The 13,221-nt window shown below is 34.6% G+C and carries 13 protein-coding genes and 1 pseudogene; 6 read left to right on the top strand and 8 right to left on the bottom strand.

Annotated features, from left to right (window positions below; all coding sequences use genetic code 11):
• Positions 1-237: 237 nt before the first annotated feature.
• Positions 238-1,323: an ISAs1 family transposase gene (locus C237_RS13155; protein ID WP_018675987.1), complete on the bottom strand. Its 1,086-nt coding sequence runs from the start codon at positions 1,321-1,323 to the stop codon at positions 238-240.
• 336 nt (positions 1,324-1,659) lie between these two features.
• Between C237_RS13155 and C237_RS15205 the strand changes: the two are divergent.
• Positions 1,660-2,034 (top strand): annotated as a pseudogene (locus tag C237_RS15205) (hypothetical protein); the annotation flags it as partial.
• Positions 2,035-2,167: 133 nt separating this feature from the next.
• Here C237_RS15205 and C237_RS0108070 read toward each other — a convergent pair.
• The 7 genes from C237_RS0108070 to ruvX all read right to left on the bottom strand — a co-directional run bounded on the left by C237_RS0108070 (position 2,168) and on the right by ruvX (position 7,382).
• Positions 2,168-3,385 carry a 3-phosphoshikimate 1-carboxyvinyltransferase gene (locus C237_RS0108070; RefSeq protein WP_018675989.1) on the bottom strand — a complete coding sequence of 406 codons (1,218 nt, stop codon included), beginning with the start codon at positions 3,383-3,385 and terminating at the stop codon, positions 2,168-2,170.
• Positions 3,386-3,387: 2 nt separating this feature from the next.
• The gene (locus tag C237_RS0108075; RefSeq protein WP_018675990.1) at positions 3,388-3,723 is read right to left on the bottom strand and encodes a nucleotide pyrophosphohydrolase; all 336 of its coding nucleotides are present in this window, start codon (positions 3,721-3,723) and stop codon (positions 3,388-3,390) included.
• Between the two features lie 33 nt (positions 3,724-3,756).
• Positions 3,757-4,881 (bottom strand): radical SAM family heme chaperone HemW, encoded by a 1,125-nt coding sequence (hemW, locus tag C237_RS0108080; protein WP_083917655.1) that lies wholly within the window; start codon positions 4,879-4,881, stop codon positions 3,757-3,759.
• 8 nt (positions 4,882-4,889) lie between these two features.
• Positions 4,890-5,843, bottom strand: coding sequence for a PorP/SprF family type IX secretion system membrane protein (locus C237_RS0108085; RefSeq protein WP_018675992.1), 954 nt, complete (start codon positions 5,841-5,843; stop codon positions 4,890-4,892).
• Positions 5,844-5,918: 75 nt separating this feature from the next.
• Positions 5,919-6,353 (bottom strand): DUF5606 family protein, encoded by a 435-nt coding sequence (locus tag C237_RS0108090; RefSeq protein WP_018675993.1) that lies wholly within the window; start codon positions 6,351-6,353, stop codon positions 5,919-5,921.
• A gap of 46 nt (positions 6,354-6,399) precedes the next feature.
• The gene (def, locus tag C237_RS0108095) at positions 6,400-6,972 is read right to left on the bottom strand and encodes a peptide deformylase (RefSeq protein ID WP_018675994.1); all 573 of its coding nucleotides are present in this window, start codon (positions 6,970-6,972) and stop codon (positions 6,400-6,402) included.
• The gene (gene ruvX / locus C237_RS0108100) at positions 6,969-7,382 is read right to left on the bottom strand and encodes a Holliday junction resolvase RuvX (protein WP_018675995.1); all 414 of its coding nucleotides are present in this window, start codon (positions 7,380-7,382) and stop codon (positions 6,969-6,971) included. Before ruvX ends, def begins: the two co-directional genes overlap by 4 nt.
• A gap of 98 nt (positions 7,383-7,480) precedes the next feature.
• On the opposite strand from ruvX, the gene rbfA reads away from it, so the two are divergent.
• From rbfA to C237_RS13160, 5 genes are all read left to right on the top strand, one after another.
• The gene (gene rbfA, locus C237_RS0108105; RefSeq protein ID WP_018675996.1) at positions 7,481-7,840 is read left to right on the top strand and encodes a 30S ribosome-binding factor RbfA; all 360 of its coding nucleotides are present in this window, start codon (positions 7,481-7,483) and stop codon (positions 7,838-7,840) included.
• A gap of 2 nt (positions 7,841-7,842) precedes the next feature.
• The gene (locus tag C237_RS0108110) at positions 7,843-9,048 is read left to right on the top strand and encodes an ABC transporter permease (protein ID WP_033398824.1); all 1,206 of its coding nucleotides are present in this window, start codon (positions 7,843-7,845) and stop codon (positions 9,046-9,048) included.
• A gap of 62 nt (positions 9,049-9,110) precedes the next feature.
• On the top strand, positions 9,111-10,160 hold the full coding sequence (locus C237_RS0108115) for an HNH endonuclease signature motif containing protein (protein WP_033398828.1): 1,050 nt from the start codon (positions 9,111-9,113) through the stop codon (positions 10,158-10,160).
• 122 nt (positions 10,161-10,282) lie between these two features.
• Positions 10,283-12,292 (top strand): NAD-dependent DNA ligase LigA, encoded by a 2,010-nt coding sequence (gene ligA, locus C237_RS0108120; RefSeq protein ID WP_018675999.1) that lies wholly within the window; start codon positions 10,283-10,285, stop codon positions 12,290-12,292.
• 160 nt (positions 12,293-12,452) lie between these two features.
• The gene (locus tag C237_RS13160; protein ID WP_083917657.1) at positions 12,453-12,926 is read left to right on the top strand and encodes an RteC domain-containing protein; all 474 of its coding nucleotides are present in this window, start codon (positions 12,453-12,455) and stop codon (positions 12,924-12,926) included.
• Positions 12,927-13,221 lie beyond the last annotated feature (295 nt).

Raw genomic sequence — 13,221 nt, forward strand, 5'->3', positions numbered from 1 at the left:
TTAAGAGAAATTCTATTTTTCCACTTAGAAACGGTTTGTTGCGATGTGTTAAATTGCTGGGCTAACTCAAAATTAGTAGCCTTAGATTTTTGAATTTGCTGACGAATGTTTATATTCGTAGTGGCGTTTGAATGATAAATTTGCATAATTATTTTTATTTGCGTGAAACAAAAATAACCAACTTTTTTATCAGTTCCTCATAGGATTTACTTTGAAGGCTAGCCTTCAAAGTAAATCCTATGAGGATAGAATGCCATCAATAATGTTATGAAACTTTACACTTATTCTTTTATTTTGCAGTTGTTTCTCTTGTAATAGTTTCAATATTACTTTTAACAGTATAGAGAAGTTTTCTGCCACATTATTGTTACGTTTTCTACTTTTATCTTCTTGCATGATGACATCTAAACTCCAATGAAGTTTATTCTCAATCATCCAATGATTCCTACTGATTTGCAAAAACCGCTCTGCCGTAATATCCTTACTTGTAATATAATACCTTGTCTCTGTTCGTGTACTTTGCTTACTCTTCAAATAAGTTTCCGTCTCTATTTTTACGATTTTCCTCAGTCCTTTCCAATGAAATTCTGTGGAAAGATGCGATAAATCATCCATCACCTTACAAATTCTTTTCTCTACCCTTGAACCATTAATTTCTTCTGTGATAAATTCACTATCTGTTTTTTCATTAAACACCAAAAAAGCAGTTTCTATATCTTCATAAAGTGTTTTTTGATTTTTCTTTAACGCCAAAAAATAATCTGCCTTTTGGTCAATAATTTTCTCTACAATTTCTTTTTGACAGCCCATAGCATCGATACTTATGATCGCATCCTTTAAGTCTAACACTTCCAAAAGTATAGGAATAGCTCTCACCTCATTACTCTTATCATCCGTCTTATGTTGTCCCAAGATACAGCGCTCTTCTACTAAATAAGCATTAAGAAGATGGAGCATATTTCCAAATGCATCTACCGTATTTCGGCTACTTTTACCATCGATTGCCACCTGAAATCCTGCTTCCAATTTGATATCAAGTAGTTCTTGAACCCAACGGATGAAAAGGTTTTGAAATTTTTTAGGATTAAACAAGGAGAAAAATCGATTGAAGGTATCATGAGAGGGAATACCATTTTCTAAATTCAAATACTTAGAGAAATAATCTTTTCTTAACAGAGCAAAATCTTCTATTTCTTCCCAATCTGAGGCATCACAAATAACGGCGATGATGGTAATAAATACGATATTCTCCACAGGGTGACGCTTTCTTCTATCCAAACGAAAATCATCAATACTTTTTGCAAATGCAATTAATTTTTCCATATCTATCTAATTACCAGACAAATATACGAAAAATACAAATAAAACACAAGTGTAATTAAATGAAAATCAAATAATTAGACTTAATAGACATTTTTTAGGCTCAAAACTCTTGAAATCCTTGATATCATTAACTTTATATCCAATCAAAGGTTATGAATAAAAAAATGCTTTCATTGTGGTAAGAAATTTACCAAGAAAAATGAGTTTGTCAATGATGTTCAACTCTATAAATGCCAACATTGCGATAAACAATTTTTAGGTGGTCATCGCATCAATAATGACCATCTTTGGGTAGAATACACCCGAGGAAAACAAACTTATTAACAACTTTCTAAGAAGTATAATTGCTCTGTAAAAACGATACAAAGAAGACTTGACAAGGTAAAGGTTCAAAAGGTAACAAAACAACCTAGAAAAGTTATCATTTTAATGGATACAACCTACTGGGGAAGAAATTTTGGTGTGATGCTTTTTAAGGATGCAATAACCAAAGAAAACCTTTTAAAATACTATGTTCGGCAAGAAACCAATGCATTATANATTCAAGGAATCAATGAATTAAAATCTTTAGGTTTTCAAATAGCAGGCATTGTGTGTGATGGAAGGAAAGGACNTATTCAATCCTTTGAAGATATTTCTGTACAAATGTGTCAGTTCCACCAAAAAGAAAAGTATTTTTTTATTCAAAAAATGTTTGAAAATAGAGCCTAAAAAATGTCCATTAGAGAACATGTTCTAAAAAACAGCCTAATTTTTGTCCATTATACCTAAAATAAGTTTATAAAACTTGACATAACTAATCGCAGTAGGAAAATTCTTACTGCGATTTTTTTATTGCTCTACCCTACTCTGTTACTTTTTCTAAATCATGCCAAAACTGAGGATAAGATTTTTCTACTACTTCGGGATGCTCAATATTTATAGGAGCTACCAACGCATACGGAGCAAAACACATCGCCATACGATGGTCATTATAAGTTTTAATAGTGGGTATGGTATCAACAGTTTTAAAATCAAGACTTTCAATACTGTTTTCGGTAATACGAGTGGTAACTCCAATTTTTAATAATTCATTTTGAAGCGCGATTAATCGGTCGGTTTCTTTAACTTTCAGAGTTGCTAATCCCGTAATTTTAAAAGGTATTTTTAATGCTGATGCCGTTACGCAAAGGGGTTGGGCAATATCTGGACAATCATTCATACCAACCGTGATAGATTGAGGAAGCTCAAAACTATTGATTGGCTTTAAACTAATTTCGTAATCATCTGAAAATTCGGTAATGATTCCAAAATAAGTTTGATACAATTCCGCTAAAATCGCATCCCCTTGTAAAGAGTCTTTTTTAAAGGTTTTTAGGGTTAAAACTTGCCTTCCAATCGCCACTAAAGCATAAAAATAAGATGCCGAACTCCAATCGCTTTCTACAAAGAATGGGTTCTGGTTTTTGAAGTTTTTACAAGGCTTAACGATAATGGTATTCTCAATAAAAGTATTTTCAATCCCTAAATCAGTAAGGATTTTTAGAGTCATTTCCAAATAAGGTCTGGAAGTAATATTGCCTTCTAAATTTAAAGTTAATCCCTCATTTAAACAGGCACCAATCAATAATAACGAACTGACAAACTGAGAAGAAACCTGTGCAGAAATAGAAACTTCTGATTGAGTAAAATCTCGTCCTAAAATTTTCAACGGCGGATAACCTTCTTTTTCTAAATAATGAATTTCAGCACCGAGTTGTCTTAGAGCTTCAACCAATGGGGCAATCGGGCGTTGCTTCATCCGTTCAGAACCTGTTAAAACGGTAGTTTTGCCTTGTTGAATCGCAAAATAAGAAGTTAAAAAGCGCATAGCAGTTCCTGCGTGGTGAATATCTATTATTTCCTCATCAGAGTTTAATGCGCGCTGCAATAATTGCGTATCTTGAGCGTTGGATAAGTTTTCTATGGTTAAACCTCCAAACAAATGTTTTAAAATCAATAATCGGTTGGATTCGCTTTTAGAGCCAGAAATTATGATGCTTGGGTGTTGAATGTTCAACTTTAATTTTGGAAGTGGTTTCATTGTTAAGATTTTAACTTATCGTTATTGGCGTGTCGTTCAGCATCGCGTTGGGTTTTGAGTTTCATTTTTGCATCAAAAGCGCTTTGTAAATCTGTCCCCGTTTGGTTGGCAAGGCATAGCGTAACGAATAGAACATCCGCAAGCTCTTCGCCTAAATCCTTTTGTTTATCAGATTCTTTTTCACTTTGTTCACCGTATCTTCTTGCCATGATTCTTGCAACTTCCCCGACTTCCTCGGTAAGAATTGCCATATTTGTTAATTCGTCAAAATAGCGAACCCCTATGGTGTTTATCCATTCATCTACCTGACGCTGAAGTCTTGTAATTTCCTTATCCATAATTGCAAATTTAATGGAAATTTTTAAACTTTTTTATGCCAATACAAATAAATCTGCCGCAATACCATCTGCCATAAACCAATGCTCATAAGGAATTTTTAATCGTTCATCCTTTAACTCTAAAATTCCGAGTTCTAATTTTTCGTTCATTTTTTTATAAAAAGGCGTGGTAATGTCTTCTGGAAATGTTTTTATTTTAGAATAATCTACACCAAATACAGTCCTTAAACCAATCATAATCAATTCATTAAATCTATCGTATTCCGATAGTTGTTCTCGCTCTAAAGGCAGTTGATTTTCAGAAATCGCTTTGATGTAATGGGTATTATTCGCAATATTCCAAGAGCGTTCCAAATGTCCATTATACGAGTGTGCCGAAGGTCCAATACCTAAATATGGCTGATATTGCCAATACGCCGTATTGTGTTTTGAATGAAACCCTGCTTTAGCAAAATTTGAAATTTCGTAATGGATAAAGCCATGTTTTTGAAGTGTTTCCGAAAGGTAATGAAACGCTTCATTTTGAAATTGCTCTTTAGGTGGTGCTATTTTATAAGTGTCCACCCAATGTTGCAAAGCGGTTTTAGGCTCTACGGTAAGAGCGTAAGAGGAAATATGAGGTACTTGCAAATCTATGGCTTTATGCACATTTTGCTTCCAAATTTCCATTCCAGAAGTTGGTGCGCCATAAATTAAATCAATACTGATATTTTCCAAACCCATATCTTGTGCTCTTTTAATCGAAGCGTCTGCTTGGGAAGCATTATGCGCCCGATTCATCAATTTTAAATCTTCATCAAAAAAACTTTGAATACCTATACTCAATCTATTGATAGGGGTTTTAGACAGAGCCTTTAGATAAGACGCTGAAAGGTCATCGGGATTGGCTTCTAGAGTGATTTCAATCTCTTTATTTAAATCATAATATTTTAAAACGATATCGATTAATTCTTGAATATCATCTACGGGAAGGACAGACGGCGTACCACCCCCAAAATATAAACTATGGAGTGTACGATTGGGAAGTTCGTTTTTTCGCAATTCAATTTCCTTTTTTATTGCTGAAAGCATTGCCTCTTTTTGTTTTAAAGAAGTAGAGAAATGGAAATTGCAGTAGCTACATTTTTGTTTGCAGAAAGGAATATGGATATAAATCACGGTGTGGTTTAGCGGTAACGGAAGCCTCTAGGATTGATAAAATTATCAAACGAATAGCCTAAACTTAGCATAAAACTATTGCCCGAGAACTCTGCTATTTTAGATAAATTAAAATTATAGGTTGCTCCAAATGATAAGCCATTAAATTTAGTTTTAATGACTGGTGATAATAATAACTGCTGACTTCCCACCGCTGATTTTGAAGTACGATAGCTAACGCCTCCAGCAAAATAGTTGTCCTCGTTTTTAACTTTAGCCAAAAGGTTTAAATCTATAATTCTAGCCGAATTGGTGTTCAGATTAACCAGCACCGAAGGTTCTAAGGACAACCCATCGGTAAAGTTCCAATCATAGCCTGTATGGATATAAAATTTTGTGGGCGAAGGCTCTATCCCATTAACAATCACTCTACTACCACTCAAAGGAATATTTGCCACGGAAACACTAGCAAAAAAGTTTTGATAAATCGCCTGCAATCCAATGTTAGAATAAACGAGAAAAGTACCATTTGTATTTTCTTGAAGTAAAGGGTCGCCGCTATCTTTAGGATTGAGTAAAGACAAATCGATATTAGAATTATAAAAATCAACACTAGTCCCAAATGAAAATTGGTCTTTTCTATCACCATCGTCACTTAGCGGAATAAAATACGATGCTCCTACGGCAATACCATTGGCAGACCACGCTCCATTTTGGTCTCTAAAAAAATAGGCTCCGCCCCCTACGCGGTCGAAAATATTAGCATGAATCCCTACCGACTGTACATTAGGTGATTGGTCAAATTTAGACCATTGCTTTTGATAATTGGCATTTAGTTCTACTTGGTCAGTAGCCCCTAATAATGCAGGATTAAATAGATATGCACCATCTAACAAATACTGCTGATTATAAGGTATGGTTTCCTGTGCTGGCATCAACTCCACCAACAACCATAGGAAGATAAAACTAAAATACTGCTTCATAAGATAGGAATCGGGATAGAGACTGTTTTAAATAAAAAACTTTGCTGAATGGGTCAGCAAAGTTTTTAGTGATGATTATTTTTCTTCTTTTGCTTCTGCTACCTCTTCAGTTGGCTTTACAAGGCTTTCAGGCGTTATGTAACCTGCTTTTTGCAAGATATTATACCACTGCGCCAATTTACGAATGTCAGAAATATATACTCTTTCTGTATCATAATCTGGAAGGGCTTTAGACATAAATTCTTTCATCTCTTCTTCTGGAGCTTTGTGGTTCACCGTTGCCTTGTAGTCTTCATTTTTTGCAATATTTTCCATTACTTCAAATAAAGGTACTTCTCTATCGAAACTGAACATGGCGATATTATCTAGCAAACTCACTTGGCTAGAATTAGAGATGCTTACCTTTTTTTTAGTGGTTATGTCTTCAACAATAAATCCGTTTCTCAATTGAGAGATTAGTTTGTAAAGTCCTGGTTTTTTAGAAATTGAAATTATTTTTTCTAGTTGCATAGTCTATTGATTTTATTCTTTTGTTATTAACGATAATAATGATATTTTATTTTGGAAATCTCATTTTATAGTTCACATGGATATCCCCATTGGATATTTTGTTGAGCTTCCCTTTTACGAGTTTCTTTTTCAGCGCACTGAGTTTGTCGGTAAACAGCACCCCTTCAATATGGTCATACTCATGCTGAATCACTCTGGCACGGATATCCGAAAAAGTTTCGGTATGTTTTTTAAAGTTTTCATCATAATATTCTATGATGATGGTGTCTTTTCTGTTAACATCTTCTCGAACTTCTGGGATAGAAAGGCAGCCTTCATTAAACTTCCATTCCTCACCAGATTCTTCTAAAATTTTAGCATTGATGAATACTTTTCTAAAAGTCTTTAGTTCTTCGGCAATATCTGTATAATCTTCATCTTCTGCCAAAGGCGTTACATCAATAATAAAAAGACGAATATCCAAACCAATCTGTGGGGCAGCAAGTCCTATACCATGAGCCGCTTCCATGGTTTCAAACATATTGTCTATTAACTCAGATAAACCAGGATAATCTGGCGTTATCTCTTGTCCTTTTTTTCTTAAAATTGGGTCGCCATAGGCGCGTATAGGTAAAATCATCTTTTTAAATCTAAAAAGTTTTGTAAAATTATAGTGGCACTTACCTTATCGATAAGCCCTTTCTGTTGTCTTTGTTTTTTGGTTTTCCCACTTTGGCTAATGACGAACGATGCCATTTTCGAGGTAAACCTTTCGTCCATTCTTTGGATATTTACAGTCGGAAATTCCTGTTTGTACACTTCCAAGAAGGCTAAAATATCCTGCTCTACTTCCGAGATATTTCCCTTTAAATCAATGGGATGTCCTACTACAATAGTCTCTACTTGGTTTTGTTTTTGATAAGTTTTCAAAAACGCCATCAATTCCGAAGTGGCTACGGTAGTGAGTCCACTGGCAATCATTTGTAGATCGTCCGTAGCGGCAATCCCTGTTCGGGCTTTGCCATAGTCTATTGCTAATATTTGTCCCATGCTTTAAAGATGCAAATTTAATAAATTTTTGAGAAAAAGCAGTTTTTAATTTGCAGGATGAATCTATATCAATCAAAAATGCTAAATTTGCAACAACTATGGAAAGTAACAGACAAAGAAAAGTAGCACAGATAATACAAGAGGATTTCTCGGAACTTTTTAGAAAGCAAGCCGCAGAAAGTCCTAAACAGTTTTTAATTTCTGTATCAGAGGTTAAAGTAACCGCAGATTTAGGCATTGCCAAAATTTACCTTTCAATTTTCCCGAAAGACTATCGTACCGCGATTATGAAGGAAATTGAAGCCAACAAATCTCAATACCGACATTTTTTGGGTAAGAAAATGGCAAACCAAGTGCGTGTGATTCCACAATTGAGTTTTTATCTTGACACCACGCTGGACGATGTAGAGCGTATAGAGCGAGAATTAAAAGGCGAAGGCGACAATCCTAAACTATAACATTGAATTTTACAGCGTTTCATATTGCTAAACGGTATTTGCTATCCAAGAAAGGCAGTCAGGCAGTGAGTTTTATCACAGGCTTAGCGGCGATGGCAATGATGGTAGCGGTGGCAGCGATGTTTATTATTATTTCCGTTTTTTCTGGATTAGAAGAGATGAACAAAGCCTTGGTAGACGATTTACATGCCGACCTTACCATTAGCAGTCGTACAGGGAAAACCCTTCCCGAGATTAATAAAATCTATCGTACGCTTAAAAATGAGCAGGACATCCAAAGTTTTTCAAAAATTATTGAAGAAAAAGTCTATCTAGACTATAATAATGTGGGGGAAATCGCTTATTTAAGAGGTGTAGACTCTGCGTATACTAAAGTGAATCCCATACAAAACAATGTGTTTTTTGGAGTTTATCCTTCCTTTGAATATAAAAATGAAGTGATTTTAGAAAATGGCATCGACAATCGTCTTTCTATTCCCGTAGGGTCTTCCCAAGACTATGCGCAATTGTTTATGCCAAAGGCAGGTAAAGGTATTATTTCTAAAGAATCGGATATTTTTAATAAAAAAGAAATCTATATCACGGGAGTGTTTAATGGTAAAGACCAACTGAATAATTACATCATTGCCCCAATAGAATTGGCACAAGAATTATTAGAATTGCCAAAGGGCAGTGCTTATCAAATCGTGATAAAACTTCGCCCGTCAGCCAATGTTAATCAGGTGAAAGCAACTTTGGTACAGCAACTCGGTTCAAAAGTAAAAGTCTCTACTAAAGAAGAAGAAAATGCGGCATTTTGGAAAATGATTAATACCGAAAAGCTAATGATTTATCTCATTTTTGCTTTGGTAATTTTCATTACGACCTTTAATTTGGCGGGAGCGATTATTATTTTACAACTAGACAAAAAAGAGCAATCCAAAGCCTTAATATCCTTAGGATTTACCATGAAGAATCTAAGAAAAATCTATTTCTATACAGGTTTATTGATTGTACTTTTTGGTATCATATTCGGTTTGGTATTAGGAAGTATTATTTGCTTTTTACAAATCCAAACAGGTTTCTTTAAAGCCAGTGAATTTTTAGCATTTCCTGTAAAAATAGAGTTGAAAAACTACATTATCGTGATGCTTACCGCTTTGTTTTTTGGTGGTGGCATTTCCTATTTATTTTCAAAAATAAAAAAAGATTATATGATGGATTCTTAAATTTATATGTTTAATTTTGTATAAATATAGTCACTAAAGTGAATAACGAAAAATATTTCATTATGAAAAAGATAAATTTATTATTAACACTAGTCGTTGGGATGATGCTATCGGCTCAAATACCAAATGGCTACTATGACGGCACCGATGGACTCACAGGGCTAGCATTAAAGTCCAAACTTCATAACATTATTAAAAATCATAGAGACAGGGGGTACAGCGGACTTTATACCACCTATGAAAATTCAGATACAGACAACTATTATGAAAAAGATGGTACGGTACTAGATATGTATTCTGAAAATCCAAATGGTAAAGACGCCTATGAATATACACATTTTAATAATAAATGTGGAAACTATAGCAAAGAAGGAGATTGCTACAACAGAGAACACCTAGTGCCACAAAGTTTATTTAATAAAAAAGCACCTATGGTAAGCGATGCACATTTTATTGTCCCTACCGATGGTAAAGTAAATGGGATGCGTGGTAATTATCCTTTTGGAATTGTTAATAATCCTTCTTGGACTTCTAAAAATGGTTCTAAAGTAGGAAAAAATACCACCTCTGGCTACTCAGGTGTTGTATTTGAGCCTATAGATGAATTTAAAGGGGATATTGCAAGAATGCTATTCTATTTTGTAACAAGATACGAAGATAAACTTTCTCAATTTGATACTGGTCATATATTATCTACAAAAAAAATTGGCTTAGAAAACTGGGAACTTCAAGTGCTTTTAAAGTGGAGCGAAGATGATCCCATAAGCCAAAGAGAAATAGACAGAAATAACGCTATTTACGATCGCCAAAAGAATAGAAATCCATACATCGACCATCCAGAATGGGTAGAAAAGGTTTGGGGAAAATCTCAATTAGCGACTTCAGAGGTTAAAATCAATAAAAATAAATTGTCTGTTTATCCTAACCCAGTAAAAGATGGAATAGTGTTTATCCAAAATTGGAAAGCATATAAAACCATTGACATTATCAATATGAATGGTCAGAAAGTATTATCCACGACTTCTAAAGAAACTATTAATGTGCGTGGTCTTGCAAAAGGCATCTATATCCTAAAAGCAGGACAAAACTACACTAAACTAATCGTGGAATAGTAATCCACAATTCATTTGCCAACAACGCATAGGATATTTATCTTATGCGTTGTTTTATTTTGTCATAACAATAGCATATCTAAAATTTTTCTATTTTTACAATCCAAAACCAAACTCAAAAAATGATAGACGAACAGATTAAACATAAAATAGAAGCGCTCAGAGAAACGCTTCATCAGCATAACTATAATTACTATATTCTAGATAACCCACAAATTTCTGATTTCGAGTTTGATAATTTACTAAAAGAACTCCAAGATTTAGAATGGGCACACCCAGAGTTTTTTGATGCCAACTCCCCTACCCAGCGTGTAGGCGGTGGCATTACCAAAAACTTCCCTACCGAAACGCACGAATACAGAATGTATTCCTTAAGTAACTCCTACGATTTTGGTGACTTAGCAGATTGGCAGAAACGATTAGAAAAAACTTTAGAAACCCGAGAAATTGAATATGTAGCTGAGCTAAAATACGATGGTGCATCGATCTCTATCCTCTACGAAAACGGATTGCTAAAACAAGCGATAACACGCGGTGATGGCTTTCAAGGGGATGAAATAACCGCCAATGTAAAAACCATTTCCGATATTCCCTTAAAATTACACGGCAACTATCCATCAAAATTTTATATTCGTGGTGAAATTTTCCTTACTAAAAAACATTTTGCTCAAATCAATTTATCTCGAGAAGAGGAAGGTCTAGACCCATTTATGAATCCTAGAAATACCGCCTCTGGAAGTCTTAAAATGCAGGATAGCAGCGAAGTAAGAAAACGAAAACTGTCTGCGGTATTGTATCAAATTGTTGGGACAGAACTCCCTGCCAACAGCCATTGGCAATTGCTTAACGCAACTCAATCTTGGGGTTTTAGCGTTTCTAAGCAAGCCAAACTTTGCAAAAATCTAGACGAAGTAAAAGCCTACATCCACTATTGGGATAAGGCTAGAAAAGATTTAGATTTTGAAATTGATGGGATTGTCATTAAAGTAAACAATTTAAAACAGCAAGAGCAATTAGGCTATACTGCAAAATCCCCAAGATGGGCAATGGCTTACAAATTCAAAGCTGAAAAAGTAGAAACCCTGTTGGAATCCATCAGCTATCAAGTGGGTAGGACGGGAGCGATAACACCTGTTGCCAATTTAGCCCCTGTTTTGCTGGCTGGCACTACGGTAAAAAGAGCTTCTCTTCATAACGAAGACATCATCAAAAAACTCGACTTACACCAGCACGATACCGTATATGTAGAAAAAGGCGGCGAAATTATTCCTAAAATCATTGGGGTTAATCTAAAAAAGCGTGAACCCAATAGCCAAGAGGTAGAATACATTACCCATTGTCCAGAATGCGGCACAGAATTGATAAAAATAGAAGACCAAGCCATCCATTATTGTCCTAATGAAACCCATTGTCCACCTCAAGTAATTGGTAAAATGATTCACTATGTGTCTCGTAAAGCATTGAATATTGAGAATTTAGGAGCGGAAACCATTGAGCAATTTTATAAGGCAGGGCTTATAGAAAATGTAGCCGATTTTTATACTTTAACCAAAGAACAATTGCTACCACTAGAGCGATTGGCAGAAAAATCGGTACAGAATATTTTGGACGGTATTGAAAAATCTAAGTCCATAGGATTTGAAAAGGTGTTGTATGGCTTAGGCATCAAACATGTAGGTGAAACGGTAGCAAAAAAATTAGTTAAAAACTATCCTTCTATCGATTTGTTAAAACAAGCCAATGTAGAAGATTTAGTAGCCGTAGAAGATATTGGGGTAAAAATCGCCGAAAGTGTAGTGGATTATTTGGCTACGCCTGAACATATCGCAATGTTGGATAGATTAAAATCTTATGGAGTACAATTAGAAAGTCAGCCCAAAGAAGAAGTATTAGAAAGTGAGGCTTTAGTGGGTAAAACTTTCCTATTTACAGGAAAACTATCCCTATTCACTCGAGAACAAGCCGAAACTATGGTTGAGAAACACGGAGGCAAAAATATTTCTGCCGTTTCCAAAAATCTTAATTATTTAGTGGTGGGTGAAAAGGCGGGCAGCAAACTCAAAAAAGCGGAAGCCTTAGGTACTGTAACCATTCTAGATGAGCAACAATTTTTGGATATGATAGAGGTGTAAATAAATTATAAACGAAGAATTTTAGTTTATAAATCCATACTAATTGTTAAATTATTGAAATATAAAATATTATAATTATTTTTTTAATTTCAAGTAACGAATTAGTAACTCAACACAGCGAAGATACAACATATTTACTTTTTGAACAAACTCTTTCTATATTTACTATCACTCTGGNAGAACTGACGAAGACCATAAATATTTTTTAAGGTCTTCTTTTAATTTTCAAGAGGGATTAGAAAATCACGCTTTTGATTTAGATCGACGATTTTCAACCTACTACGACTATTTGACCGCTCGGATTATTGGTAGAGAATTATTTTATGAGTATCTCCACTTTCGTACAACCACACAATTTGATAAAATAGCCAATGAAAACCATCGCTCAATTCATTGGACAGAAAGCAAAGCTGCCCTGGTTGAACTCATCTATGCACTACACGCTACAAAAGCCATCTCAAGTGGACAAATTAGTTTAAATAAAATCGCTGTAACTTGTCAAGCTTTATTTAAGATTGAATTACAAGATATTCATCATACTTTCCACCGTATGAAAAGTCGTTCAGGTTCAAGAACCTTATTTTTGAATCAATTAGTCAATTCCTTAGAAACTTATATGGATAAGAATATCTAAGAATTGANCAGCCTGCTAAGGGGCTGAATCAACTTTACCCATAAACACCCATCATTAGCAAACCACACTCACACTACTTACTTTACTAATTTCAAAATGATTATTAGTCGCTTTAAGCGTCTTTTTTTTGCTCTAAATTTATGATTATTAAGGCATAAACATAAATGCGTTAAAATGTGCTAATTTTCTATCTATCCATTGGCAAAACTTGGCGTTATCATCGCCTCAGTCTTCTGAACTTTGTCCCCAGATAAACGATAAAATCAGAAGTAATGAAATTAATCACTATTGAAGA

Source organism: Riemerella columbina DSM 16469 (assembly GCF_000374405.1).
Taxonomy (GTDB): Bacteria; Bacteroidota; Bacteroidia; order Flavobacteriales; family Weeksellaceae; genus Riemerella; species Riemerella columbina.